Annotated in this window: 23 protein-coding genes; 5 read left to right on the plus strand and 18 right to left on the minus strand. The window is 66.5% G+C overall.

The features are described from left to right. Nucleotides 1–256: 256 nt before the first annotated feature. Both QRO91_RS15030 and QRO91_RS15035 read right to left on the minus strand, forming a co-directional pair. Complete coding sequence (locus QRO91_RS15030; RefSeq protein ID WP_049429387.1) at nt 257–649, minus strand: membrane protein; 393 nt, start codon at nt 647–649, stop codon at nt 257–259. Continuing rightward, on the minus strand, nt 646–1830 hold the full coding sequence (locus tag QRO91_RS15035; protein WP_049429386.1) for a class I SAM-dependent methyltransferase: 1185 nt from the start codon (nt 1828–1830) through the stop codon (nt 646–648). The genes QRO91_RS15030 and QRO91_RS15035 overlap by 4 nt, the downstream gene beginning before the upstream one ends. Nucleotides 1831–1889: 59 nt before the next feature. Between QRO91_RS15035 and QRO91_RS15040 the strand changes: the two genes are divergently transcribed. After that, the gene (locus QRO91_RS15040) at nt 1890–2627 is read left to right on the plus strand and encodes a pteridine reductase (RefSeq protein WP_049429385.1); all 738 of its coding nucleotides are present in this window, start codon (nt 1890–1892) and stop codon (nt 2625–2627) included. A 75-nt stretch (nt 2628–2702) separates the two neighbouring features. Here QRO91_RS15040 and folK read toward each other — a convergent pair whose 3' ends face one another. Then, the gene (folK, locus tag QRO91_RS15045) at nt 2703–3188 is read right to left on the minus strand and encodes a 2-amino-4-hydroxy-6-hydroxymethyldihydropteridine diphosphokinase (protein WP_100443680.1); all 486 of its coding nucleotides are present in this window, start codon (nt 3186–3188) and stop codon (nt 2703–2705) included. Nucleotides 3189–3279: 91 nt separating this feature from the next. Between folK and QRO91_RS15050 the strand changes: the two genes are divergently transcribed. After that, a complete protein-coding gene (locus tag QRO91_RS15050) occupies nt 3280–4020 on the plus strand; it encodes a 20S proteasome subunits A/B (RefSeq protein ID WP_049429383.1) in 741 nt (246 codons plus the stop codon). Between the two features lie 80 nt (nt 4021–4100). Here the strand turns inward: QRO91_RS15050 and QRO91_RS15055 are convergent, their stop codons facing one another. The 4 genes from QRO91_RS15055 to QRO91_RS15070 form a co-directional block, all read right to left on the minus strand. Next, complete coding sequence (locus QRO91_RS15055) at nt 4101–5612, minus strand: ATP-binding protein (protein WP_197651191.1); 1512 nt, start codon at nt 5610–5612, stop codon at nt 4101–4103. A gap of 4 nt (nt 5613–5616) precedes the next feature. Then, nucleotides 5617–6057 (minus strand): response regulator, encoded by a 441-nt coding sequence (locus QRO91_RS15060; RefSeq protein WP_005411057.1) that lies wholly within the window; start codon nt 6055–6057, stop codon nt 5617–5619. Beyond that, nucleotides 6054–7871, minus strand: a complete 1818-nt coding sequence (locus QRO91_RS15065; protein WP_197620006.1) for an ATP-binding protein — start codon at nt 7869–7871, stop codon at nt 6054–6056. Before QRO91_RS15065 ends, QRO91_RS15060 begins: the two co-directional genes overlap by 4 nt. A gap of 232 nt (nt 7872–8103) precedes the next feature. Next, a complete protein-coding gene (locus QRO91_RS15070) occupies nt 8104–8487 on the minus strand; it encodes a BON domain-containing protein (protein WP_049429380.1) in 384 nt (127 codons plus the stop codon). Nucleotides 8488–8657: 170 nt separating this feature from the next. Here QRO91_RS15070 and QRO91_RS15075 point away from each other — a divergent pair, with 170 nt between their 5' ends. Further along, nucleotides 8658–9701: an oxidoreductase gene (locus tag QRO91_RS15075; protein ID WP_049429379.1), complete on the plus strand. Its 1044-nt coding sequence runs from the start codon at nt 8658–8660 to the stop codon at nt 9699–9701. Between the two features lie 340 nt (nt 9702–10041). Here the strand turns inward: QRO91_RS15075 and gnd are convergent, their stop codons facing one another. From gnd to QRO91_RS15110, 7 genes are all read right to left on the minus strand, one after another. Next, nucleotides 10042–10947, minus strand: a complete 906-nt coding sequence (gene gnd, locus QRO91_RS15080) for a phosphogluconate dehydrogenase (NAD(+)-dependent, decarboxylating) (protein ID WP_049429378.1) — start codon at nt 10945–10947, stop codon at nt 10042–10044. A 10-nt stretch (nt 10948–10957) separates the two neighbouring features. Next, nucleotides 10958–12193, minus strand: a complete 1236-nt coding sequence (locus tag QRO91_RS15085) for a hypothetical protein (RefSeq protein ID WP_100443682.1) — start codon at nt 12191–12193, stop codon at nt 10958–10960. 17 nt (nt 12194–12210) lie between these two features. Continuing rightward, nucleotides 12211–12801, minus strand: coding sequence for a DUF2242 domain-containing protein (locus QRO91_RS15090; RefSeq protein WP_049429376.1), 591 nt, complete (start codon nt 12799–12801; stop codon nt 12211–12213). Between the two features lie 193 nt (nt 12802–12994). Continuing rightward, nucleotides 12995–15172 (minus strand): carboxy terminal-processing peptidase, encoded by a 2178-nt coding sequence (locus QRO91_RS15095; protein WP_049429375.1) that lies wholly within the window; start codon nt 15170–15172, stop codon nt 12995–12997. A gap of 294 nt (nt 15173–15466) precedes the next feature. Continuing rightward, nucleotides 15467–16477, minus strand: coding sequence for a lipoyl synthase (gene lipA / locus QRO91_RS15100; RefSeq protein ID WP_049429374.1), 1011 nt, complete (start codon nt 16475–16477; stop codon nt 15467–15469). 18 nt (nt 16478–16495) lie between these two features. Further along, complete coding sequence (gene lipB, locus QRO91_RS15105; RefSeq protein ID WP_100443683.1) at nt 16496–17206, minus strand: lipoyl(octanoyl) transferase LipB; 711 nt, start codon at nt 17204–17206, stop codon at nt 16496–16498. Beyond that, nucleotides 17194–17472 carry a YbeD family protein gene (locus QRO91_RS15110; RefSeq protein ID WP_005411067.1) on the minus strand — a complete coding sequence of 93 codons (279 nt, stop codon included), beginning with the start codon at nt 17470–17472 and terminating at the stop codon, nt 17194–17196. Before QRO91_RS15110 ends, lipB begins: the two co-directional genes overlap by 13 nt. Nucleotides 17473–17774: 302 nt before the next feature. Between QRO91_RS15110 and QRO91_RS15115 the strand changes: the two genes are divergently transcribed. Beyond that, nucleotides 17775–18848, plus strand: a complete 1074-nt coding sequence (locus QRO91_RS15115; protein ID WP_100443684.1) for a lipid A deacylase LpxR family protein — start codon at nt 17775–17777, stop codon at nt 18846–18848. Nucleotides 18849–19227: 379 nt separating this feature from the next. Beyond that, the gene (locus QRO91_RS15120) at nt 19228–20109 is read left to right on the plus strand and encodes a serine protease (protein WP_049432837.1); all 882 of its coding nucleotides are present in this window, start codon (nt 19228–19230) and stop codon (nt 20107–20109) included. Nucleotides 20110–20211: 102 nt separating this feature from the next. Here the strand turns inward: QRO91_RS15120 and QRO91_RS15125 are convergent, their stop codons facing one another. From QRO91_RS15125 to QRO91_RS15140, 4 genes are all read right to left on the minus strand, one after another. Then, nucleotides 20212–21432, minus strand: a complete 1221-nt coding sequence (locus tag QRO91_RS15125; protein WP_049432839.1) for a D-alanyl-D-alanine carboxypeptidase family protein — start codon at nt 21430–21432, stop codon at nt 20212–20214. Nucleotides 21433–21532: 100 nt separating this feature from the next. Next, nucleotides 21533–22795 (minus strand): septal ring lytic transglycosylase RlpA family protein, encoded by a 1263-nt coding sequence (locus QRO91_RS15130; protein ID WP_049432842.1) that lies wholly within the window; start codon nt 22793–22795, stop codon nt 21533–21535. Continuing rightward, the gene (mltB, locus tag QRO91_RS15135) at nt 22792–23937 is read right to left on the minus strand and encodes a lytic murein transglycosylase B (RefSeq protein WP_049432845.1); all 1146 of its coding nucleotides are present in this window, start codon (nt 23935–23937) and stop codon (nt 22792–22794) included. Before mltB ends, QRO91_RS15130 begins: the two co-directional genes overlap by 4 nt. 234 nt (nt 23938–24171) lie before the next feature. After that, nucleotides 24172–24411: a hypothetical protein gene (locus tag QRO91_RS15140; protein WP_152906619.1), complete on the minus strand. Its 240-nt coding sequence runs from the start codon at nt 24409–24411 to the stop codon at nt 24172–24174. Between the last annotated feature and the right edge of the window lie 460 nt (nt 24412–24871).

Genomic DNA, 24871 nt, shown 5'->3' on the forward strand with positions numbered 1-24871 from the left:
CCAAAACCACATAGGAGGCCTTGTCGTGGGCTCGTATTTTTTTAAAAGACACCCCCGTTCACGTGTCCATCAACTACACCGCCCACACCCCCCCGGCTTTGTGGGTGGTGTTTGGGGTCACGGTACGTTTGGTCCCAACTTTGGTTGGGGATTTGCGCCGGGAACCACGCATGGGGTGTATAAAGTGGCGGGCCGAGCCCTTGGGGGGCGCCTTTCCACCGGAAACGCCCCGCTGGGGGCCGCCTCTACAGGAACCTCACCCGCGCCAGCGCAGCAGCAGGTCGCGCAGCGGGGTCAGGGCCGTGGTCATGCCGACCAGCACGCCAATAGTGTTGGCAATCGCATCCATCGGGTCGGCGGTGCGGTTGGTGGTCAGCGCGCCCTGCGCGAACTCGATGCCGATCCCCATCAGCACCAAGCCCACGCCTACCCACAGCAGCGGACGCCCGCGACGGAACAGCTGTACCGCACTGCCGGCCAGGATGAAGTAGGCGAGGAAGTGCTCGCCCTTGTCGCTGTTTTCCGGCAGCGGAATCGGCGGTGGTGGAATCAGGCAAACCACGACCACCAGCAACACCGCCAGCACCCACAACACGGTCCACAGCCGCGGTCGCCGCAGCGGCTTGATCACCGGCAACGCACTGCTCACAAGCGCCAGCTCAGGTCACCCAGTTCGAAGGCCGGCTCGAAGTCGACGCCACGCTGCAGACCGATCGCCTGGAAGCGCTCGCCCATTTCGGTGGGCAGGGTCAGCTTCTTCACCTGGTCGCGCAGCTGGATGCGACCGACCTCATCCGTACGCTCTTCGGCCAGCAGCAGCACCTGGTCCAGGCCGTTGCCGAGCAGGAAACTGGCCTGGCTGCAGTAGCCGGCCAGCTCGAAACCACCGTGCATGCCCGCCTCGGCCATCGCGGTGAAATCCACCGATGCGGTGATGTCCTGCAGGCCCGGCCAGCGATGCACGTCGTTGTGCACGTGGTGGCGGTAGAAGGCACGCACGGTGCCGTCGTCGCGATCGTGCTGGTAGAACTCGCCGCGGTTGTAGCCGTAATCGACGAACAGCATCGCGCCACGCTGCAGGCCGCCGGCCACCGCCTGCAGCCAGTACGGCAGCTGCGGCAGTACTTCGGAACGGTAGCCCTCGGCGAAAGGCTTCTCCAGATAGCGCTCGATGTGGCGCACCGCGCCATTGAGCAGGATGTCGGCCGGCTGCGCGCCGCGGATGAAATTGCCGTCGCCATCCAGTTCAACGGTTTCCTCATAGACCTCGCCATCCCGGATCAGGAAGCGCGGGGTCGGCAGTGCGTCGATCACTTCATTGGCGAACACCACGCCTTCCCAGTCCTCTTCGAACGGGCGGTCGACCCAGTCCACACGCGCGGCCAGTTCGGCCGGCAGGTTCTGCTGCAGGCGCTGCTGCTGGCGCTCGCGCAGGTCGGCGCTGGGTTCAAGGATGGCGTAGCGCGACGGCAGCGCGTCCAGCTCGGCCAGGCGCAGCAGTACCGCCTCGGCGAAGGCGCCGGTGCCGCCGCCCAGCTCCAGCATCCGCGCCTGCGCACCCAGCTGGGCGAACACCGGGGCCAGCGCATTGGCCACGCTGCCGGCGAACAGGCTGCCGAGCTCGGGCGCGGTGGTGAAGTCGCCACTGCCACCGAACTTGCTGGCGCCGGCGCTGTAATAGCCCCAGCCGGGGGTGTACAGGCACAGCTCCATGAAGCGGGAGAACGGCATTGCCCCGCCCTGCGCAAGGATTTCGGCGCGCAGGGCGGCAGCCAGCTGGTCGCTGTGGGCCAGGGCATCGGATTCGGGCAGGGGGAAGGTGGGCTGCATGGCGTCTTCGAATGCGGTGACAATGGTGCACAGGATAGCCGAGCCTTGGAGGACCCTCGATGAGCGATACCCACCCCGTGGTCCTGATCACCGGCAGCGCGCGCCGGATCGGTGCGGCCATCGCCCGCCAGTTCCACGCCTGCGGCTGGTCGGTGGTGCTGCACGCCAACACCTCCAGCGCGGAACTGCAGCAGGCCGCGTTCGACTTCGACAACGTGCGCCCGGGCAGCGTGCTGGCGCTGCAGGCCGATCTGCGTGACGCCGACGCCCTGCCCGATCTGGTGGAACAGGCCGTCACCCACTTCGGCCGCCTGGACGCGCTGGTCAACAATGCCTCCAACTTCTATGCCACCCCGCTCGGCCAGGTGACCGCCGAGGCGATGGACGAGCTGTATGCGGTCAATGCGCGCGCGCCATTGCTGCTGTCACAGGCCGCCGCGCCCTACCTGCGCCGCCAGCAAGGCTGCATCGTCAACCTGACCGACCTGCACGGCACCGACCCGATGCGCGACCACATCGCCTACACCATGGCCAAGGCCGCGCTGGAAATGGCTACCCGTTCGCTGGCGCTGGAGCTGGCGCCGAAGGTGCGGGTCAATGCGGTGGCGCCCGGCGCGATCCTGTGGCCGGAACAGGGCAAGGACGATTTCGCCCGCGAGGCGCTGCTGGCGCGCACGCCTCTGGCGCGGATCGGTACAGTCGAGGAGATTGCCGAAGCGGTTTACTGGCTGGTGGCCGAAGCCGGCTTCGTCACCGGCCACACATTGCGCGTGGATGGTGGGCGCACGGTCAGTTGACACCGGGCAGGACGGACGACGGGGTCAGATCCCTTTTCACTGCGGGAAAAGGGATCTGACCCCAACGCAACCTGATCATTCCAGATCAACGATCTCAAACGCTTCGCCATGCTGCCGGTGCGCGCGCCACAGCGTGGCCAGATCCTGCCCACTGACCGGGTCGATGAAATCCGGCGCGATGTCTGCCAGCGGCTTCAGCACGAAGGCGTGTTTCAGCTCCGGGCGCGGGATGCGCAGATGGCCGGGGCCTTCCACCACCAGGTCACCGTAGAACACCACGTCGATGTCCAGGGTCCGGTCCGAGAAGCGTGGCCCGCTGCGGTCGCGGCCGTGCGCGTCTTCCAGCGCATGCAGCCAGTCGTCCAGTTCCTGCAGCGGCAGGTCGGTGTCGATCGCCACGGCGTTGTTGAGGAAGGCCGGGCCGTCGAAGCCGACCGCGGCGGTACGGTAGGCGGGCGACACCTGCAGTGCGCCGAAGCGCTCGCGCAGGGCCGTCACCGCGGCGTGGAGGTAGCGGCGGGGCTGGACGTTGCTGCCCAGGCTCAGGAGCACGGTGGTCATGCGGTTCAGGTGACGGCACTTGGGGGGCGTGGACATGCCGTCGTCACGGCGGCCTGCCTACAATCCGGGACGCACATGATAGGGCACCGACATGACCTATTGCGTTGGAATCGAGGTGGACGAGGGCCTGGTCTTCGCTGCCGACACCCGGACCAATGCCTCGCTGGACGATGTGCGCGTGCACCGCAAGCTGCACGTGTTCGAGTACCCCGGCCAGGCAGCCTACGTACTGATGGCGGCCGGCAACCTGGCCACCACCCAGCTGCTGGTGTCGCGCCTGGGGCGCGACGCCGACGAGAGACGCACGCCCAACCTGCGCGACATGACCCACCTGTTCGAGGCTGCCGAGTATGTCGGCCAGCTGCTGGTCGACAGCCAGGTGCACAGCAGCCACAGCGAGCACGGCCATGACGGGGTCAACACCCAGGCCACGCTGATCTTCGGTGGCCAGATCGCCGGCGAGCGGCCGGGGCTGTACATGGTCTATCCACTCGGCAACGCCATCGCTGCTTCGCCGGAGACGCCCTATCTGCAGATCGGTGAGTCCAAGTACGGCAAGCCGATCCTCGACCGCATCCTCAGCCCGGCCACCCGCCTGGAGGACGCGGCGCGCACGGCGATCGTCTCGTTGGACTCGACCATCCGTTCCAACCTGTCGGTGGGCCTGCCGATCGACCTGGCGCTGGTGCGCGGCGGTGAGCTGCGCATCGGCCAGCAACTGCGGCTGGGTGCGGATTCAGCGCTGTATGCCGATATCCACCAGAACTGGTCACGGCGCCTGGAACAGGCGGTGGACGCCCTGCCACGCTTCCCGTGGGAAACCGCCCTGTAGAGCCGAGCCCACGCTCGGCTGTCGAGGTCAATGCGAACAGCAGCCGAGCATGGGCTCGGCTCTACAGAACCCCAACGGCATCACCCCAGCGCTTCGGCGACCGCGCGGAACACCTGCTGCATCTGCAGCGGCTTGTGCAGCACATGCACCTCCACGCCATCCGGGAATGCATCGGCCGCGACGGGCACTGCAGGGTCCTCCAGTACCAGTGCCGGGCCGCGATAGCCCAGCGTGGCCATCTCGCCCAGCAGCTGGCTGGCCGGCAGCAGCTTGGAGCCTGCATCGGCGATCACCAGCGCAGGCATCGCCTCCTGCTGCATCCAGCGCAGCGCGGCGGGGCCGTCAGAGGCCAGCTGCAGCTGGTAACCCTGGCTGGACAGCGCATTGCCCAGCAGCGACAGGCGCGTGACTTCCCCATCGACCACCAGGATCGACTGGCCGCTGCCCAAGGCCACCAGCTGCTCGATGGGCTCGCCGCCGTCGATGGCTTCGTGCATCGGCAGGCGCAGTTCGAAGCAGGTGCCCTGCCCCGGCTGGCTGCTGACATGAATGCTGCCGCCGGCACCTTCGACGATGCGCTTGCAGGAAATCAGCCCCAGCCCGGTGCCATCGGCCTTGGTGGTGAAGAACGGATTGAACAGGTGCGACAGCGTGTCCGCATCCATGCCGATGCCTTCGTCGGCCACGCGGATATGCATCCAGTCCACGCCATCGCGTTGGCCTGCATGGCTGGCGGTGAGGCTCAGGCGGCCGCCCTTGGGCATCGCCTGGATCGCATTGAGCGCCAGGTTCAGCATCACCTGCTGGAGTTCGGTGTAGTTGGCATCGACCACCAGGCCTTCGTCCTGCACCTGCAGCTCCAGGCGCACGGCGTCGGGCACGTTGCTGCGCAACAGCAGAGCCACCGCATCGAACAGGCCATCGATCTCGATGCGCTCGCTCGGCTTGCGCGAACCGCGCACGAACGACAGCATCGATTCGGCCATCTCATGGCCACGGCGACCGCACTCGGCGATGACATCGGCCAGGTGGTGCAGCTGCGGATCGTCGGTACGCGCCTTCAACAGGTCCGGCATGATCAGCAACGGCTGCAGGATGTTGCGCAGGTCGTGGCTGAGGCCAGCCGCGAGCAGCGACAGGCTTTCCAGGCGCTGTGCACGCATCAGCTCGGTTTCCACCCGTGCGCGCTCGATCGCACTGCGTGCATCGCGGATCGCACGCGCCACCGCCGAGGGCAGGCGCGCCGGCAGGTGCTTGATGATGTAGTCATTGGCACCCTTCTGCAGCGCCGCCACCGCGTTCTCCTCACCCATGGTGCCGGAGACGAAGATGAAGGGCACTTCCGGCGAGGTCTCGCGCACGATGCGCAGCGCATCGTCACCGGAGAACCCCGGCATGCTCAGGTCGGACAGCACGATGTCCGGCTGGAACGCGGCCAGCGCCTGGCGCAGCTCGGCCTCGCTCTCGACACGCTCGAAGCGGGCCTCCAGGCCCGCCTCGAGCATCTGTTCGGACATCAGCTCGGCATCTTCCGGTGAGTCCTCCACCAGCAGGATGCGCAGCGCCCCCAGGGCGGGACCGGTCAGGGGCATGGGCTCACTCGAGTTCCGGTGCCTGGTTGATCAACGCCCAGAACTTGCCCAGGGTCTGCACCGCACCAAAGAACTGGTCGACGTCCACCGGCTTGACCACGTAAGCATTCACGCCCATGTCCCAGCTCCGGGCCAGATCGCTTTCCTCGCGCGAGGACGACAGGATCACCACCGGCAGGCGCTTGAGCTCTTCGTGCTCGCGGATCTGCCGCAGCACTTCCAGGCCATCCATGCGCGGCATCTTGATATCCAGCAACAGCACCGCCGGCAGGCCTTCCTCACGGTTGGCGAAGGCGCCGCGGCGCAGCAGGTAGTCCATCACTTCCACGCCATCCTCGACGTGCACGATGGGGTTGGCCAGACGCGCCTCTTCCAGGGCATCGATCGCCATCTCGGCATCGGCCGGGCTGTCTTCGGCAAGAAGAATGGTGCGCAGAGTCGTCATGCAGAGGGACCTTGTTTGTCCGCGTCGATCGCGGGAGGCAGGTAGAAGTGGAAGGTGGCGCCGACGTCCGGTTCGGCCTCGGCCCAGATACGGCCGCCATGGCGGGTCAGCACGCGGCGCACGCTGGCCAGACCGATACCGGTACCGGGGTAGTCGCTGGCCTTGTGCAGGCGCTGGAACACGCCGAACAGTTTCCCGGCGTACGCCATGTCGAAGCCTGCACCATTGTCGCTGACCGTGAACTGATGACCGCCATCGGGCTGCGGCTGGTAGTCCACGCGGATCTTCGCCGGCTCGCGGTTGCCCGAATACTTCACTGCATTGCCGAGCAGGTTCAGCCAGACCTGGCGGATCATGTTCTCGTCGCCCACCACGATCGGCAGCGGCGCGATGCTCCACTCCACCTGGTGCGCATGGCCGCTGTTCTCGGCCTCGGCCTGCAGGTTGGCATCGAGCATGGCGCGGGTATCGGCCACCAGCGACTGCATGTCCACCGCCTGCTGGCGCATCGCCGCGCGGCCCAGCCGCGAGTAGACCAGAAGGTCGTCGATCAATGCCGCCATGCGCCGGGCCGAACTGGAGATCACGTCCAGGTAGTGGCGGCTCTTGTCATCGGCCTGGTCGCCGAGGTGGCGCGACAGCTTGTCGGAGAAACCGGCCACGTGGCGCAACGGTGCACGCAGGTCGTGCGACACCGAGTAGCTGAAGGCCTCCAGCTCACGATTGACCTCCGATACCTGAGCGACCTTGCCTTCCAGCTGGCGGTTGAGCTCTTCAACGCGCAGCTGGACTGCACGTTGCATGGTGACATCGCTGACCGTCATCAGCACCACTTCGTCATCGGTATCGGGCAACGGCATGCGGCGCGCGTTCAGCAGCATGTAGCGCGCCATGCCATCGGCAGTGCGCTGTTCGTGCTCGAAATCCCACAGTTCGCGACCGCGCAGCAGCACGTCGGACAGGCGCTGGCGCACTACGGCGTCCTTCCAGGCGCCGTCACCGACGGCTTCCAGCAACAGGCCATCGGCACGCTCGTCCTGAAGCCCGTACAACTCGGCGAAGGCCGGGTTATGCAGCTGCACGCGCAGGTCGCCGTCGAGCAGCACGATGGGTTCACGAACGGTCTGCAGCACCGAGGCGGCGCGTGCGGCCGAGCGCAGCGACTGCCGTTCGGCATGCAGGCGGCGGCCGATCTGCCGCTGCAGCAGCCACAGCACGAGACCAAGCAGCGCCAGCTGCACCACCAGCGAACTCCACGACACCAGCTCGGTCTGCTTGCGCTGGCGCGCGGCCTGCTCGGCACGCAATGTCAGCAGTTTCTGCTCGCTGTCCTGCAGTTCTTCAACCAGTCCACGAATCGGGTAGCGCGTGCTGAGATCCTGCACCAGTTCGCGCTGGTCGCTGTTGGGCTCGGATCTGGCGAGCTCACGGGCAAGTGCCATGCGCCCTTCCAGCATCGATTCGATGCGGCCGATCCGGATCAGCTGGTCGGGATTGTCGCGGGTCATCCGGCCCAGCTCCGCCAGGCGCCCGGGGATGTCGTTGGCCCTGGCCATACGCTCGCGCAGGCCCGGTGCGTCCACGCCCTTGGACAGGGTCAGCGCCGCCGACTCGACGTCACGCACATCGGCCTGCAGCTGCTGCAGGGCCACACTCACGGCCTGGGTATGGTTCACCCAAGCCATCGCCTGCTCGTTGTCCTGCTGCAGTTTGCGCAGGGTCAACCACGGCACCGCGATGATCGCGGCAGCCGCCAGTGCCAAGGCCGGCAACCGCCAGCGGTCCCAGATGTCGTCACTGAAAACCAGCGCCATAGTTCCTCTTCAGCACGGCCGCGGAGCGTCGGCCGGGACCTGCCCAGCTGCGGCGGAACCGGCAATATAGCGCAGGCGGTCACAACACTGGGCTTTCCGGCCCGGTTGGCTGAACGGGTTGGCAATCACACCTGTAGAGCCGGGCCCACGCTCGGCTCGAACCCAAAGGCAGCCGAGCATGGGCTCGGCTCTACATGGCGGCGGGCGCCCCGCTTGGGGCGCCCGATAGGGCTCAGCGCTTGGCGGCAGCGCTGACCTTCAACGCGGCAGCATCAACGCGGGTCACGCCCTTGATGCCCTTGGCGGTGGTGACCGCCTTGTCCTTCTCTGCCTGGGTGGCCACGGCACCGCTCAGGCTGACCACGCCGTTCACCGTTTCCACCTTGATTTCGGTGCCCGGAACGTTGCTGCTGGCAAGCAGGTCGGCCTTCACCTTGGTGGTGATCCAAGTATCGGTCACCGGCTCGTTGGAATCGTGGCGATCAGCATGGGTCGCCGGATGCGCACTGGTCGGCGGGCTCTTTGCAGCCGGATCCTTGGCGAACGCGGCCGAGGAGGACAGCGCCAGGCCCAGCGTCAGGGCAGAAGCAATCAGCGTGCGGGTGGTATTGCTCATCGTGTCGTACTCCTTCGGAATGTGCTGCCAGTCTGGACAAGCAGACGTGGAGCAGGCGTGGCGTTGCGGTCATGCCGCCGTGAATCGGGGCATCGGCAACGACAACCGTTCAGCTTGGGCTCGTGACCCCGCGTCGTTTACCCTGCCCTTCCCACTCCCGAAGCTCTGTCATGCGCCCCGACCTGCAACTGGCCCTGATCGGCTACGGCCTCGCCGGCCGTGTCTTCCACGCACCGCTGATCCAGCACACACCGGGCCTGGCACTGCACAGCATCGTCAGTTCGCAACGCGACACGCTGCTGCGCGCGTTCAGCGACGTGCACGTGCGTGCCACGCCGCAGGAGGTGTTCGACGATCCGGCCGTGGATGCCGTAGTGATCGCCACGCCGAATGAACAGCATGCGCCGCTGGCAATCGCGGCACTGGCTGCGGGCAAGCATGTGCTGGTCGACAAGCCGTTCGCGCTGGACGTGGCCGAAGCGGAAACGGTATTGGCTGCGGCACGCGATGCCGGACGCATCGCCACCGTGTTCCAGAACCGGCGCTTCGATGCCGACTTCCTCACGCTGCAGGCGCTGCTTGCGGACGGGACGCTGGGCGACATTGCCGAGTGCCATGCGCACTTCGATCGCTACCGTCCACAGGTACGCGACCGCTGGCGCGAACAGGATGGTCCCGGCAGTGGCCTGTGGTACGACCTGGGCCCGCACCTGCTGGACCAGATGCTGGTGCTGTTCGGCTGGCCCGAAGCGATCGACGCGGACCTGGCCGTGCAGCGCGATGGCGGCAGCGGCATCGATTACTTCCACGCCGTGCTGCACTACCCACGGCATCGCGCGATCGTGCATTCCGGTTCTCTGGTGGCAGCGCCCACACCACGCTTCAACGTGCATGGCAGCAAGGCCAGTTGGATCAAACATGGCCTGGATGTGCAGGAAGCGCAACTGCGCCGTGGTGTTGCACCCGGTGCACCCGGCTGGGGCATCGACCCGCGGCATGGCGAGCTGGTGCGCTGCGACGCCGAAGACAACGTGCAGCGGACAACGATCGACAACCTCCCGGGTGACTACCGGCGGTTGTATGCACAGTTCGCCGCGGCGATGCACGGCGACGGCGAAGCGACGGTCAGCGCGGTGCAGGCATTGCAGCTGATGCGGCTGCTGCAGGCTGGCATGGACAGCGCGCGCGAGGGGCGGCGGATGCAGTTGGGATGATCGGCAGGGCTGCGCCCTGCACCTGCCGAATCAACGGCAACGGCAACGTCAAAAGCAAGCTATCCGTGAGATGGCGGGGTGGCTCAGGCCGCGGGGGACGGCGCAAGTACGTCCATGTAGCCTCGGTCGCGCCATCCCTGGCGCTCACGCCCCCGCAACCTGAGCCACCCCGCCTTCGACAGTTTCCTGCGGGCTATTGGAACCTGCTGCTGTGGGTGGGTACCGACCGTTGGTCGGCACTGGATCGGATCTGGTAGGTGTCGACCTTGGTCGACACAGTAATGGGTTGATGGGTTCGGAGCCCTTTCCTACGGAAAGGGCTCCGAACCCACCGCAGTGCCTACGACTTCTTGATCGCGTGGCCGCCGAATTCATTGCGCATCGCCGACAGCAGGCGATCGGTGAACGAATTGGATTCGCGCGAACGCAGGCGCTCCAGCAGTGACAGGGTGATTACCGGTGCCGGCACATCAAGTGCGATCGCTTCGGCCACGGTCCAGCGGCCTTCGCCGGAATCCTCCACGTATGGCGCGATGCCATCCAGCGAGGGATTGCGCTTGAGCGCTTCGGTGCTCAGGTCCAGCAGCCAGGAACGCACCACGCTGCCGTGGCGCCACACCTCGGCCACCTGCGCCAGGTCCAGCTCCATCTCCTGCTTGCGCTCCATCAGCGCGAAGCCTTCGGCATAGGCCTGCATCATTCCGTACTCGATGCCGTTGTGGACCATCTTGGTGAAGTGGCCGGCGCCAGACGGTCCGACACGTGCCCAGCCGCGATCTTCGGCCGGTGCCAGCGTGCGCAGCAGCGGTGTGATCTGCTCCACCACCGGCGCTTCGCCACCGACCATCAGGCTGTAGCCTTCCTGCAAGCCCCACACGCCACCGCTGGTGCCGCAGTCCACGTAGCCCAGGTCATCCTCGGCCAGCGCCTTGGCGCGGCGGATCGAGTCCTGGTAGTTGGAGTTGCCGCCGTCGATGACGATGTCACCCTCGGCCAGGTGCGGGGTCAGTTGGCCCAGGGTCTGGTCGACGGTTTCGCCGGCCGGCACCATCAGCCACACCACGCGTGGCACCGGCAGCGCGGCAACCGCGGCGGCCAGCGAATCAACCACCTCCAGGCCAGCCTCGGCGGCGCGCTGGCGGGCGCCTTCGCCCGGGTCGTAGCCGACCACGCGGTGGCCGCCGCGATGCAGGCGCTGGGCCATGTTGGCGCCCATGCGGCCGAGGCCGATCATTGCAATATCCATTGTTTCACCTTCAGTTGGGGTCTAGGGTCAGGCTGCCTGGCCTGCCGGTAGCCGCGCAGTGACGCAGCTGCGCCTCGCGCCAACGCCGGTAGAGCGTGGTATGCAGATTGTGCACTGCCAGGTCGATCGAAAACGGAGTTCTCGGGTTGCGGTCGAGCAGGCGGGCGATGTGGTAGCCGATGGGACGTATACCGCGTGGGTGCACATAGATCACGAACTGCTGGTAGAACGGATCGTCCAGCAGCTGGTCCATGCGTGCCAGCGTGGCGTGGTAGCGCGGTTCCAGCCGTGCACGAAGGTCCGGATCGCGCTCGAACAGCAGGCGCTCGAAGTAGCGCTGGCCGATACGCGGGATGTCCTGCGCGAGTTTCCATAGTTCGACATTGCGCTGGTCGTACCAGGCCAGGCCGCCGTGCGCAGCCAGGGCCTGCGCGGCCTCCTCGCCCACCGACACCACCACGAAGTTCTCGGCCTGGTTGCTCAGGTCGTCCAGCGTGCCCTTGTCGTACACATGTTCGATGAAACCAGGCACGCCGACGAAGGCCTGCCGGCCCATCGCCGATGTGCGTATCGCCTTGCCATCGGCGAAGAGATCACCCGCATGTGCGCCGAGCAGGATGCTGTCGGTCTCGTGCAATGCGAGGAAGGTGCCGATCGACAGTTCGTCTGCGGCGAATTCAGCATCGAATGCCGTGTCGCCATACAGTTCGCGCTGGGTGGCCAATTGAGCGACCTGGCGACCGACCCCGCATTCGGCGCGCACATTGCCGCTGTAGAACGCCTGCAGCGCCTGGCTGTTGCCCGCAGTGGGCGCGAAACCACGGCCGAAGCTTCGCGTGCGCTGCCAACCTTGCACCTGTGCGCCGTGCAGACCGAAGCCGATCCAACCGAGCTGCAGGCCAGAGAAACGGAATCCTGGATTGCCCTGCAGTGCACTAGCGGCACGTTGCGTGGCGGCGCCCAGTTGGAAGGCGTAGGCGCAAACCGTAGCTGGATCGTCCAGCACCTGCTGCAGCAACGCCTTGCGCGCTACAGCGGGCATGTCCACCGGCCATTGCACGCGCAGATCGCCCGCCGCCTGCGCCTCCGGCAGCGACGCGCGCGTGCACACAGGACCACCATGCACCTGCGGTGCACTGATCGCGCGTGCTTCGAAGTGCCAGCCCAGGCGCTGCAGCAGCCCTTGTGTACAGTCCAGCGGCGTGGCTGTCGCGCCCAGCGCAGGCAGCAGCAGGGCCACGGCCATCCATCTACCGCGCACAATCAACCCTGGTCCGTGCTGGCCGGTGGGGGTTCGGGAGTTGCAGACGCGGGAGGCGCAGGCGTGCCGGTGTCCGATGGCAGGTACTGTTGCAGGCGCTGGAAGAAGCGGCGATAGAACTCGGCATCGGTGACCGTGCTGCTGGCCACCTTCACCAGCGAGTCGTCGTTGCTGCCGAACGGCAGCGACACCGAACCCAACGCGCCAACACCGACGCTGGCCGAAGTCGGACTCTTCTTCAACGCATAGCGATCCTGCACGGCACTGACGAATACCAGCGTCTGGTTCCCCCGTGGTGCGCAGGAAATGCGCAGCACCAGCTGCTCATGGTCGTCCTCGCGCGGCTGGAAATTCTTGTTGCCTTCCACCTGCGCCGTGTCGGAACGGGCGATGGCATAGCCCTGGCTGAGCAGGGTGCGCCGCGCAGCCTCGCACTCATCCCCCGGGCGACCATTGACGGTGCGCGAGAAGGTATCGCTGGAATCAAAGGATTCGCGCAGCAGCGTGCTGTCTGCGGCACGACCACCACAGGCCGACAGGATCAGGGCGCCGGACAGCGCCACGGCAACGCTGGAAAGACGGGAGGCCCGCATGGGTACTCCTGCGAGGACGGTACCGCCAAGGGTAGTCCCGCCACCGTGTGCGGCAGGTCGACAACACCGCCCACGTTGTTCCCGGTTCATGCGCCGGTAGCGCCGGGCATGGCCCGGCGCTACCGGGATCAGGTCCCCATACGAAGAGGGGCCGGCAATGCCGGCCCCTCGGGTATACACGCGTCCTGCCGGCTCAGTCAGCCCAGCGGCCGGCACCGGTGGACTGCGGCAGCACCTGCGCCGACAGCGGGCGGTCGTTGGCCAGCAGGTTCACCGCGTCGGCCAGGATCGAGGCCGACTCGCGCAGCAGCGGGTCCGGGCGCTTCTCGGCAGCCTTCTCGCGCGCGGCATCCTTGACGATGTCGCGCTCGTTGCCGGTCAGGCCGTCGTCGTTGCTGTCATCGGCCAGCGGGTCCAGGGCCAGGCCCAGTTCCTTGCGCATCGCCTGGCGCTCCTTGCGCTGGGTGTCCTGGCGCTCACGCTCGGCGCGGCGGGTGGCCTCGTTGAGCGAGATGTACTTCTTCGCGGCCTCGGTGCGGAACTGCTGGACGTCCTCGTTCCACCACTGGAATTCCTTGTCGGCGGCAATGCGCGCGTCATGGCGGGTTTCCAGCTTCGGCAGCAGCGGCGCGAAATTGCCGTACTGGGTGTGCGGCACGGCAGCGATGCGGGTCCACGGCAGCGCGTTGTCGTAGGTGCTCTCGCCGAACTCGGTGGCATCGACGCTGGCCGGGAAGGCCAGATCCGGCACCACACCCTTGTGCTGGGTGCTGCTGCCGCTGATGCGGAAGAACTGGGCGATGGTCAGCTTGACCTGGCCGAAGCGCTGGGTCTCGCCACTCGGCCAGCGATCCAGGTCGACGATGTTCTGCACGGTGCCCTTGCCGAAGCTGGTCTCACCGATCACCAGGCCACGGCCGTAGTCCTGGATGGCACCGGCGAAGATCTCCGAGGCCGAGGCCGAACCGCGGTTGATCAGCACCGCCAGCGGGCCGTCCCACGCCACGCCCTGGTTGCGGTCGCTGTTGACGGTGACGCGGCCACCGGACTCACGCACCTGCACCACGGGGCCCTGCTCGATGAACAGGCCGGTCAGTTCGATCGCCTCATCCAGCGAACCACCACCGTTGTTGCGCAGGTCCAGCACCACGCCATCCAGCTTGTCGTTCTTGAAACCGGCCAGCAGCTTGGCCACGTCACGGGTCGCCGAGGCATAGTCGGCCGCATTGCGGCGACGGCCTTCGAAGTCCTGGTAGAAAGTCGGCAGCTTGATCACGCCGATCTTGCGCGCCGGTTCGCCATTGGCGGCCGGAATGGTCATGGTCTCGCCCTTGGCAGCCTGTTCGGCCAGGCGCACCTTCTGGCGGGTCAGCACCAGCGTGTGGTGCTTGCCGTCGGCACCCTCGGCGGCCGGGATGAACTCCAGCTTGACCTGGGTATCCTTGGCGCCGCGGATCTTGGCCACGACATCGTCGATGCGCCAGCCGATCACGTCCTCGACCAGGCCGGACTTGCCCTGGCCAACGCCGACGATACGGTCACCCGGTTTCAACGTGCCGTCTACCGCCGCCGGGCCACCGGCGATGATCTCGCGGATCACCACCACGTCGTCCTGGCGCTGCAGCTGCGCGCCAATGCCTTCCAGCGACAGCGACATCGCCTGGTTGAAGTTCTCGGCGGTGCGCGGGGTGAAGTAATCGGTGTGCGGATCGACCGCACTGGTGTACGAATTCATGAAGAACTGGAAGACGTCCTCGCCCTTCAGTTCATTGACCGACTTTTCCAGCGTGGCGTATCGCTTGTCCAGCGTCTTGCGGATGTCATCCGGCTTCTTGCCGGCCAGCTTCAGGCGCAGCCAGTCGTTCTTGACCGACTTGCGCCACAGCTCATCCAGCTCGGCACTGCTGGCCGCCCACGGCACCTTCTTGCGGTCGTACTCGAAGCGTTCGTCGGTGGTGAAGTCCGGCTCCTGCTTGAGCAGCTTGCGCGCATAGGCCACGCGCTCCCCGACGCGCTGCTTGTAGACGGCGAACACCTGGAACGCCGGCTCCAGCTCGCCACCACGGATGGCCGAGGAGATGTTGGCCTCGAACGGTGCGAAGCGCGCCACATCGGCCTGGGTGAAGTACTGCTTGCCGCCGTCCAGCGTTTCCAGATAGCGCTTGAACACGTCCTTGGAGGTGGCCTCGTCCAGCGCCCGAGGGCGGTAGGCGTAGCGGCTGTCGGACAGCAGGCCGTACACCAGCTTGGAGGTGGTCACCTGATCGGCGGTTGCCGCGGCGGGCAATGCCGGCGAGTCGGCCTTGGCCGCCAACGCCAGCGGCGCGACCAGCGCCAGGGCCATCAGGAATGCGGGGGCTTTGAATTTCATTGAAGTGCTCGAAGGCGCCTTGCCAAGGGGGAGACTGCGTGGTGTTCAGACACCACGACAGTGCCGAAAGTTGCCGGGTTTGTCACCCGCCCACATCCGGTGGAAAACCAGCCTAGCGGGGCCGGTGTAGCAAATTGTGAATGCAGGCGAAGGCTGGGCCGGCCCTGTAGAGCCAAGCCTGTGCTCGGCTGTGCGACCGAAAGCAGCCGAGCATGGGGCTCGGCTCTACGGCAGGCAGAGGCGTGCGAACCAAGGTTCGCACCCACAGGAAACAATCCCCCCACCGGCTGGGCGTCAGGAAACCCCTGCGCCCTTGGCCTGGACGTCGGCGTGGTACGACGAGCGCACCATCGGGCCGGAGGCCACGTGGCTGAAGCCCAGCGCGTAGCCGTAGTCTTCCAGCGCCTTGTAGTCTTCCGGGGTCCAGTACTTCAGCACCGGATGGTGGTGCGCGGTCGGCTGCAGGTACTGGCCGATGGTGATCATGTCCACGTCGTGCGCGCGCAGGTCGCGCATGGTGGCCTTGATCTGTTCGAAGTCTTCACCCAGGCCCAGCATGATGCCGCTCTTGGTCGGCACCTCCGGGTGCTGCGCCTTGAAGTTCTTCAGCAGGTTCAGCGACCACTGGTAGTCCGCACCCGGGCGCACGTTGCGGTACAGGTCCGGCACGGTTTCGATGTTGTGGTTGAACACGTCCGGCGGGTTCTGCGCCAGGATCTCCAGCGCGCGCTCCATGCGGCCCTTGCCGCGGAAGTCCGGGGTCAGCACTTCGATGCGGGTGCCCGGCGACTTCTCGCGGATGGCGGTGATGCAGTCGACGAAGTGCTGGGCACCACCGTCACGCAGGTCATCGCGGTCGACGCTGGTCACCACCACGTACTTCAGGCCCATGTCGGCCACGGTCTGGCCGAGGCTGGCCGGTTCGTTGGCATCCGGCGGCTTCGGGCGACCGTGGGCCACGTCGCAGAACGAGCAACGCCGGGTGCAGACCTCACCGAGGATCATGAAGGTGGCGGTGCCGTGGCCGAAGCACTCGTGGATGTTCGGGCAGCTGGCTTCCTCGCACACGGTCACCAGGCGGTTCTCGCGCAGCTTGGCCTTCAGGTTCTGCACGGCATTGCCCGAAGGAATGCGCACGCGGATCCAGGACGGCTTGCGCAGCACCGGCGCATCGGCGAACTGCACCGGCGAGCGGTTGATCTTGTCACCGCCCAGCTGCTTGACCCCGGCCTGCAAAGGCGCGGCGGACGGGGAGTCGCCCTGCACGATCTGCAGGGGAATGGAACGGGCGGTGGTTTCAGTCATGGCAGTTCCGGGGAGCGGTCAGGCGGCCGCAGAAAGATCGGGCAGTTCGGGGGTGTGCCGCAGCAGCAGGCCGAACTGGCGGGCCAGGTGGTCCAGCAGCACCGGCTTGACGGCCTCCATCCCGGAGGGGCCGCCCAAGTCTACCACCGAGGTCACCTGCAACCCCTGATAGCCACAGGGATTGATGCGGTGGAAGGGTTCCAGGTCCATGGCCACATTGAAGGCCAGGCCATGGAAGGTGCAGCCGCGACGCACGCGGATGCCGAGTGCAGCGATCTTGGCGCCACCGACATAGACACCCGGGGCGCCCTCGCGCCGTTCGGCACCGATGTTCCACTCGCCCAGCGTATCGATGATGGCCTGTTCGATGCGGCACACGTAGTCGCGCACGCCGATGCCCAGCCGCGGCAGGCGCAGCAACGGGTAGACCACGATCTGGCCGGGGCCGTGATAGGTCACCTGGCCGCCACGGTCCACATGCAGCACCGGGATGTCGCCCGGCGCCAGCACGTGCTCGTCCTTGCCGGCTTGGCCCAGGGTGAACACCGGGTCGTGCTCGACGACCCACAGTTCGTCGGCATCGGTGTCGCTGCGCTGGTCGGTGAAGCGCTGCATGGCACGCCACACCGGCTCGTACGCCTGGCGGCCGAGGTCACGGACCACCGCCGGACGCGGCGCACGGTCTTCCGGGGCGGCGTCGGCCGAGCAGCTGTCGGCTACAGCGTCCACTTCACTTCCGGGTGGTCGCGCAGCGCCTGGTGCGCCAGGTCGTACTGTTCGCGGCTCTCGGCCTTGAACACGATGCGGACGGACACGTACTTGCCGTTGGAAGAATGCTTCCAGCTGATGCGTTCATTGACGACATCGATGCCGGCAGCCAGCAGCAGGCGGGGGAGCTCATGTTCCAGGCCGCGGTTGGCCGGGCCCATGGCGCTGAGCTCGAACTGGCCGGGGAACTGGAAGCCGTGGTCGGGGTTGTCGGACTTGATTTCCATGGACCCATTATCGGGCCGCAGGGCAACAAACCCAAGAGTATTCATCAAAGTCAAAGGCGGCACGGGCGAGCCGCTGCGTTGCAGCGAGCGGCGGCGCCCCTGGTGGCCAAACGCCAGCTGACTGGAACCGGCGCGCTGCGGGCCGGATCCGGCCATGGCACCGATCGCACGCATGTAACGAATTGTGTCCGCCGGACAATGTTGTTTTCGGAACAGACAAGTGATCGGAAAGCGCTCGTTCCGCCACGTACTCACGCGTACCGTGTCGTTGCATAAATCGACAGACAACCGCCCCCTTCCCCATGAGCATTCCATCCATGCGTAGCGTCGCAGTCCTCGGGCTGTCCGGCCTGCTGGCCGCCCCCCTCCCCCTTGTCGCCCAGGCGGCCGAACAATGTGGCCCGGACGCGATGCGCGACCACCCGCCGCAGGTCAACTTCCGCGTCGACAACGACCTGTTTGGTGGCCGCCACCAGGACCAGGGCTATACCAACGGCGCGCAGCTGACCCTGGTCTCGCCCAACCTGGTCGACTACACCGACGACCCCTGCCTGCCGCGCATGGCGCGCTGGGTGAACCAGTACCTGGAAGGCCTGCACCCGGGCAGGTTCGAGCAGCAGAACATGATCTTCAGCATCGGCCAGGGCATCTTCACCCCGACCGACCCGACCCGCCGCGACCTGATCGAGGATGACCGCCCGTATGCCGGCGTGCTGCTGGTCAGCTTCGGTTTCAACGCACGCAGCGGCGACCGCCTGCAGACCACCCAGCTGGCCGTGGGCGTGGTCGGGCCGTGGGCACAGGGCAAGCAGGTGCAGGATGCCGTGCACAACATCCTGGGCGACAAGAAATTCGAAGGCTGGGACAACCAGCTGCACAACGAGCCGGTGTTCATGCTCACCCACGAGCGCATGCGCCGCTGGCCGGCCGATGCCAGCGTCAATGCCGGCGGCTGGGGCTGGGATGCGATCAGCCACTATGGTGGTGCGATCGGCAACCTGGAAACCAAGGCCAACGCCGGTGGCGAAGTGCGCTTCGGCTGGAAGCTGCCAGACGACTTCGGCAGCACGCCGCTGCGCCCGGCCGGCGAGAACACCGCGCCGACCCGTGGCGGCCGCCCCAGCGGCTGGTCCTGGCACCTGTTCGCGACCACCGATGCGGCATGGGTGATCCGCGACATCACCCTGGACGGCAACACCTTCCGCAACAGCCACAGCGTGGACAAGCGCCACGTGGTGGCCCAGGGTGGCTACGGCGTCGCAGTGATGCGCGGGCGCTGGAAGTTCGCAGTGGCGCGCTACCACAGCACCCGCGAGTTCAATGGCCAGCGCCAGTCGCCGGTGTTCGGCAGCTTCACCATCAGCCGCTCGCTGTAAGCGAGGGGCTGATGGTGAAGCGGGTGGGTGCCGACCGTTGGTCGGCACACCGGTTTGCGCCGCTCGCTGCATAAGGCACATCGTCCGCCGGGCATGACCCGGCGGCATTGCCCAGGCAAAGGCCGAAACAGGTGACCTCCAGGCCGCGTTGAGCCTCGAAAGGGTCCACCCGATCACAGGCCATCGACGAAGTGGGCTGAAAGTACAACTTGTCTCATGGCACTACCGCTGGCGCCACGCTATCTCTGTTAGCACTCCGAGCAGAGGGCCTGTCATGCACCAACACCGACATGCGTTTCGCATGGCATCGGGTATAGCAATCACCGCATGCGCCACATTCCCGACCACTGCGTCGGCTGGCGATCTGGTTGAACACTGGATGGAGACCTCCCAGGAAGAGATCCTCGCCTACTGGACGAACGAAAGACTGGCTGCTGTGCCCGACAAGGGAGACGCTCCCATCAAGCCGCCGGGGCAGGATCCTCTGCAGACCGACGGTGACCCGTGGCGGGGCACAGGACCACACCCTGTGGGTGTCGGGCGGCTTTTCCTGACACGCCCGGATGGCAAGGACGCTTCGTGCACCGCCACCGTGGTCGACAGCCTTGGTGGCGACATCCTGGTGACAGCGTGGCATTGCCTTGCGCAGCTGGACGAGCAAGGTGCGGTCCACTGGAGCCACCACCTTCTCTTCGCACCATATTTCGAGAATGGCACTGCCCCGCTGGGAAGGTACCCAATACGGCGGATCGTCGCACCGCAGGCCTCGATTTCCGGCGCACTCGACACCAGTTTCCTGCAGACCCACACCGGTGCATCCGGCGAAGGACCGGCGCGCCACGCTGGCAGCCAGGCCATCCGCTTCGATGAGCGACCCGCAGCCGGTCCCCGCGTTACGTTCGGCTACCCCGTTTCAGCCAATGGCATCGGCCTCATCCCCCCGACGCCCTGGTACGAATTCGGAAATCCCGAATACACCGGCCAGCAACTGGCCTATTGCGCCACTGCACGTGTTGAACTTTCGGCGTGTCGACCCTTCGGTTCGGAGAAAATTCTTCAGTGGGGCCTTGCCTGCGTGCAGGGCCCGGGCTCCAGCGGAGGACCGGTACTGGAAGACTTCGATTTCGACAGCGGCCATGGAGTCGTCGTGGGGGTAAACAGCATGGGCGTGGTCAACGACGGCCGCGCCCACCTGTGTTCGGCCGAGACCGAGGCACTGGCTGAGCGTGCCTACCGGTACATCCAGCAGCAGACCCCCTGAAGCTTCAAGGTTCTCCATTCAAGCCTGCATCGCGATTCCAAAGGAGAGAAGAAAAAAGGCCGGCATTTGCCGGCCTTTTCCTTCACCACACCGGGGCGTGGATCATTCCGATTCCCACCACATCCAGAAGCTGTCCCACAGGCGCTTGAAGAAGCCGGCCTGCTCGACGGCAGCCACGGCCACCAGCGGTGCCTCGGCGATGACCTTGCCATCCAGGCTGACCTTCACGGTGCCGACCTGCTGGCCAGCGGTGAACGGTGCTTCCAGGGTCTTGGGCACGTCGATGCTCGGCTTCAGGTCGTTGTAGCGGCCGCGCGGCACGCTGACCAGCATCGGCTGGGCCACGCCCAGCTGCACCTTGTCGGTGGTGCCCTTCCAGACCTTGTGCTCGGCCACGGCCTTGCCCGGCTCGTACAGGCGATGGGTCTCGAAGAAGCGGAAGCCCCAGTTCAGCAGGGCCAGGCTGTCATCGGCACGCTGCTTCTCAGACGCACCACCCAGCACCACCGCGATCAGGCGCTGGTCGCCACGCTGGGCCGAGCTCATCAGGCAGTAGCCCGCCTCGGAGGTGTGGCCGGTCTTGATGCCGTCCACGCTGCCATCGCGCCACAGCAGCAGGTTGCGGTTCGGCTGCTTGATGTTGCCGACCTGGAATTCCTTGATCTTGTTGTACGCGTAGGTTTCCGGGTAATCGCGCACCATCGCGCGGCCCAGCAGTGCCAGGTCGTACGCGGTGCTGTGGTGGCCCTGCGCGGTCAGGCCGTGCGCGTTGACGAAGTGCGAGTCCTTCATGCCGATCTTGGCGGCGTAGCTGTTCATCAGCGAGGCAAAGGCTTCTTCGCTGCCGGCCACGTGTTCGGCCAGGGCGATCGCGGCGTCATTGCCGGACTGGATCGCCATGCCCTTTTCCATGTCTTCCAGGCGTGCAGTCTGGTTGACAGGGAAGCCGCTGTAGCTGCCGTCGGTACCGGCGCCACCTTCGCGCCAGGCGCGCTCGCTCATCATCACCTGGTCATCTGCACGGACCTTGCCGTTCTTGACCTCGGCGGCGATCACGTAGGACGTCATCACCTTGGTGATGCTGGCCGGGGCCAGCTGCTCGTGGACGTTTTCACCGGCCAGCACCTGGCCGGTGGCGTAATCCATCAGCACCCAGGCCTTGGACACGCTCGGCGCCGGGGCCGGCGGAGTGGCGACGGTGGCCGGGGCGGCAGCGGCAGCGGCGGGCGCCGGCGTGGCCGGAGTCGGCAGCGGCGTCTGGGCGGAAGCCAGGCCCACCACCAGGGTGGCGGCCAGGGCGGTGGCGGCGGAACGGAAATTCATTGGACAGCAGGCTCCAGGGGACGGCCGGGAATGGAGGGTGGAACGTAACGGCCATTGTAAGGCCGGGGGAGCATGGGCCGGCAGCACCGGCCCGGGCGGATCAATCCTTGACGATCTGCGGCGAACCCAGGCCAAGACCGGCGATGCGACCGACAAGTTCCGCAGCACTGGCATGGTCGCTGGCAGGAACGCGCAGGCGGAACAGGGTACGGCCACCGGCGGCGATGTCGCTGATGGTCGCGCCCACGATGCCGGCGGCACTGAGCTGGCCCATCGCGCGGTTGGCGTTGTCGCGGTTGGAGAAGCTGGCGACCTGCACCATCACCGCGCCGACCACCTGCTGCGACAGGCTGGGTGCGGCCGGGGTGGCACGCACCGGTGCCGGTACCACCGCGCGCGGGGCAGCACTGGCCACCACGGCCGATGCCGGTGCCGTACTGCGCACCGGCGGCGCGCTCGGCGGCAGGCTGCTGACCGCCACGTCCGGCACGGTGCTGGCCACGCCCTGGGTGGTGGCCGGCTGGCCACGCGCCGGGGCGCCATCGGTGGGCAGGCGGTTGACCAGGCGATCGATGTCGCTGTCGGTGGAAGCACGCGGAGCCGGCACCGGGCGCGCACTGGCCACGGCGGCGGCGGCTTCAGCAGCGCGACGCTCGCGACGCGACGGCTTCTGCGCCATCAGGTTGCTCTCACCCGGCTGCAGCGCGCGCACCTCGACGTTGCCGGTACCGCGCTGGGTGATGCCCAGCCGCACAGCGGCGGCGTAGCTGAGATCGACCACGCGGCCATCATGGAACGGGCCACGATCATTGACGCGCACGATCACCGACTCGCCGTTGTCCAGATTGGTCACGCGGGCGAAGCTGGGCAGCGGCAGCGTCTTGTGCGCGGCGGTGAACTGGTACATGTCGTAGACCTCGCGGTTGGAGGTCAGGCGGCCATGGAACTTGGCGCCGTAGTACGACGCGGTGCCGCGCTCGACGTAGTTGCGGGTGTCGTCAAGCACGTTGTACGACTTGCCCAGCACCACGTAGGGCGACTTGTTGCCGATCGCCGAACGTTCCTCAGCGGTCACTTCCGGCTCGGGAATGCAGGCCACGTTGGGAATGTAGGTGGGCGTGCTGTCCTTCACCCCGGGCTTGTACAGGCCACCGGCAGTGTAGTTGCCGCGGGTGCTCAGGTCTTCCTTGGCTGCCGCATAGGGCGAACCTTCCGGGCAGTGCGCCGGTCGCGAACCGCGGCCCTGCACCAGCGTGCCGCTGGACTTGCCACCATGACCGGCCGTGGCCGGCTTCTTCGGCGCGCTGCTGCAGGCCGCCAGCGCGAGGACGATCAAGCTCGGGACCAGCCATCTGATGTTCATGCCGGGGGCAGCTCCTGTCCGGCGATGGCCTGGGACAGCTGGAACACGGCCATCGCGTACATCTTCGAGAGGTTGTAGCGGGTGATCGCGTAGTAGTTCTGGAAGCCCAGCCAGTACTGCTTGCCGGTGCTGCCTTCAAGCGTGATCGGAGTGGCGGTGGCGCCCGGCTGCACCGGCGCGCTGGGCTGGTAGCCACGCTGCGCCAGGTCGGCCAGCGACCAGGTGGGCATCCACTCGGTCGGGTTGAACTCATCGCGGCCCGGCGCCAGCGTGGCCGGCACGGCCACCTGGCCGCCACGCACCCAGCCGCCCTTTTTGACGAAGTAGTTGGCGATCGACGAGAACACGTCGTCGTAGCTGTTGAACAGGTCGCGACGGCCATCGCCGTTGCCGTCCACCGCGTAATCAAGGTAACTGGACGGCATGAACTGGCCCATGCCCATCGCACCGGCATAGCTGCCCTTGAGCGTGGTGATGTCGAGCTTTTCTTCGCGCCCCAGTTCGAACAGCTTGGCCAGCTCATCGCGGAAGAACAGCTCGCGGCGCACTTCGCGTTCCAGCTTGGCCGGATCGCCGCTGCGCGGGTAATAGAAGGCCAGCGTGTACAGCGCATCGAGCACACGATGGCTGCCGGCGTTCTTGCCGTAGCTGGTTTCCACGCCGATGATCGCCACGATCACTTCGGCCGGCACGCCGGTGCGCTGCTGCACGCGATCCAGTTCAGCGCGGTGTTCGGCCAGGAACGCGCGGCCACCATCAATGCGTGCCTTGCTGATGAACATCGGCCGGTATTCGTTCCACGGCTTGACCCGCTCGGCCGGGCGCGACATCGCGGCGATGATCGCCTGGCGCACCTGCGCCTGGTCGAGCACGCTGCTGATCTGCTCCGGCTTCAGGCCATAACGCTTGGCGGTATCGGCAATGAAGCGCGCCCGCGCGGTCTCGAACGGCACCGGGGTGAGATCGACCGGCGGCGCGGTGGCTGCGGTAGCTTCAGGTGCTGCCTCGGCCGGGCCATGGGCCTTGGTGGCGGGCTGGCGCGGCGTACTGCTGGCCTGGGGCGAAGACGGTGGGGACTTCGGCTGGGTCGCGCAGGCGACCAGGCCGAGGGTGAGCATGCAGGCCAGAGTGCGTCGAATCATCGTCGCAGGTTAGCAGGTCATGGATGAATTAAAACCCCTAACACCATGAATCACAACGATTTGCCCGCGTTCAGCGGGAAATGTGAAGACGTCGTGATCGTGCTTCCCCATTCAGAGAGAGGTGGCCGGTTGCGTCCCCATCCCCGCAGACGCAACCGGCGACCGGATCCGGTCGATACCTGCGCGGCTGCCGCTCCCCAGTGGCAGTACCCCGCGCTCCTTGTATCCGTTGGATCAGTACTGCTCCCGCCCGACGCCCCCCTCGCGCTGCAACGATTGACGGCGCGCCGTGCCGAACGGGCCGCCATTGTGCAGGCCGATTACGACAAGTCCATTGATCAGGATCAACGCGGCGTAAAAGTGTGAACTCCTTAACAATTTTTCTGGACTTTGGTCGGTGGGCGGGCGTCCGCGCGTTGTTGTGAGAACGCTTCCACAACAGGCGTTGCGCAGAGTCAGGAAGGTTTCATCCAACGGCGCAGCCCCTCGTGGGTGGCCGCGCAAAGCAGTTCATGGGTGGGGCCGGGTAGATGGGCTGCGCAGGGGGCGCTGCAAGTACGTCCATGTAAGCTCGGTCGCCGCTTGCTCGTGTGCGCTGTCCTGCGCACACGGCAAGACCCGGGTTGGGCGTCCTGCCCAACCCGCCCGAGGCATGCCTAGGGCCCATGCGGCTCACGCCCCTGCGCAGCCCATCTACCCGGCCACGGACAGGCTCCCGTGCGCGTCCACCCACGGAAAAGAAGAGAAGATCAAAAGCAAAAGCAGCCTGGCAGGCCGCTATTTGTAGAGCCGAGCCCATGCTCGGCTTCGCGGACCCGGCGGAAAGGAGCCGAGCGTGGGCTCGGCTCTACACGAGCAAGCGCAGCGCTGCGATCGGCTGTTGATTTTCTCTTTCTTCTCCGTGGGTGGCAGACCGCCAAAATCTGTCTGAGGC

Source organism: Stenotrophomonas maltophilia group sp. Smal32 (assembly GCF_030237085.1).
Taxonomy (GTDB): Bacteria; Pseudomonadota; Gammaproteobacteria; order Xanthomonadales; family Xanthomonadaceae; genus Stenotrophomonas; species Stenotrophomonas maltophilia_Q.

Coding starts and splice junctions, on each gene's coding strand:
- QRO91_RS15035 (WP_049429386.1), bottom strand. CDS start 1,830: ATGCAGCCCACCTTCCCCCTGCCCGAATCCGATGCCCTGGCCCACAGC.
- QRO91_RS15040 (WP_049429385.1), top strand. CDS start 1,890: ATGAGCGATACCCACCCCGTGGTCCTGATCACCGGCAGCGCGCGCCGG.
- folK (WP_100443680.1), bottom strand. CDS start 3,188: ATGACCACCGTGCTCCTGAGCCTGGGCAGCAACGTCCAGCCCCGCCGC.
- QRO91_RS15050 (WP_049429383.1), top strand. CDS start 3,280: ATGACCTATTGCGTTGGAATCGAGGTGGACGAGGGCCTGGTCTTCGCT.
- QRO91_RS15055 (WP_197651191.1), bottom strand. CDS start 5,612: ATGCCCCTGACCGGTCCCGCCCTGGGGGCGCTGCGCATCCTGCTGGTG.
- QRO91_RS15060 (WP_005411057.1), bottom strand. CDS start 6,057: ATGACGACTCTGCGCACCATTCTTCTTGCCGAAGACAGCCCGGCCGAT.
- QRO91_RS15065 (WP_197620006.1), bottom strand. CDS start 7,871: ATGGCGCTGGTTTTCAGTGACGACATCTGGGACCGCTGGCGGTTGCCG.
- QRO91_RS15070 (WP_049429380.1), bottom strand. CDS start 8,487: ATGAGCAATACCACCCGCACGCTGATTGCTTCTGCCCTGACGCTGGGC.
- QRO91_RS15075 (WP_049429379.1), top strand. CDS start 8,658: ATGCGCCCCGACCTGCAACTGGCCCTGATCGGCTACGGCCTCGCCGGC.
- gnd (WP_049429378.1), bottom strand. CDS start 10,947: ATGGATATTGCAATGATCGGCCTCGGCCGCATGGGCGCCAACATGGCC.
- QRO91_RS15085 (WP_100443682.1), bottom strand. CDS start 12,193: ATGGCCGTGGCCCTGCTGCTGCCTGCGCTGGGCGCGACAGCCACGCCG.
- QRO91_RS15090 (WP_049429376.1), bottom strand. CDS start 12,801: ATGCGGGCCTCCCGTCTTTCCAGCGTTGCCGTGGCGCTGTCCGGCGCC.
- QRO91_RS15095 (WP_049429375.1), bottom strand. CDS start 15,172: ATGAAATTCAAAGCCCCCGCATTCCTGATGGCCCTGGCGCTGGTCGCG.
- lipA (WP_049429374.1), bottom strand. CDS start 16,477: ATGACTGAAACCACCGCCCGTTCCATTCCCCTGCAGATCGTGCAGGGC.
- QRO91_RS15110 (WP_005411067.1), bottom strand. CDS start 17,472: ATGGAAATCAAGTCCGACAACCCCGACCACGGCTTCCAGTTCCCCGGC.
- QRO91_RS15115 (WP_100443684.1), top strand. CDS start 17,775: ATGAGCATTCCATCCATGCGTAGCGTCGCAGTCCTCGGGCTGTCCGGC.
- QRO91_RS15120 (WP_049432837.1), top strand. CDS start 19,228: ATGGAGACCTCCCAGGAAGAGATCCTCGCCTACTGGACGAACGAAAGA.
- QRO91_RS15125 (WP_049432839.1), bottom strand. CDS start 21,432: ATGAATTTCCGTTCCGCCGCCACCGCCCTGGCCGCCACCCTGGTGGTG.
- QRO91_RS15130 (WP_049432842.1), bottom strand. CDS start 22,795: ATGAACATCAGATGGCTGGTCCCGAGCTTGATCGTCCTCGCGCTGGCG.
- mltB (WP_049432845.1), bottom strand. CDS start 23,937: ATGATTCGACGCACTCTGGCCTGCATGCTCACCCTCGGCCTGGTCGCC.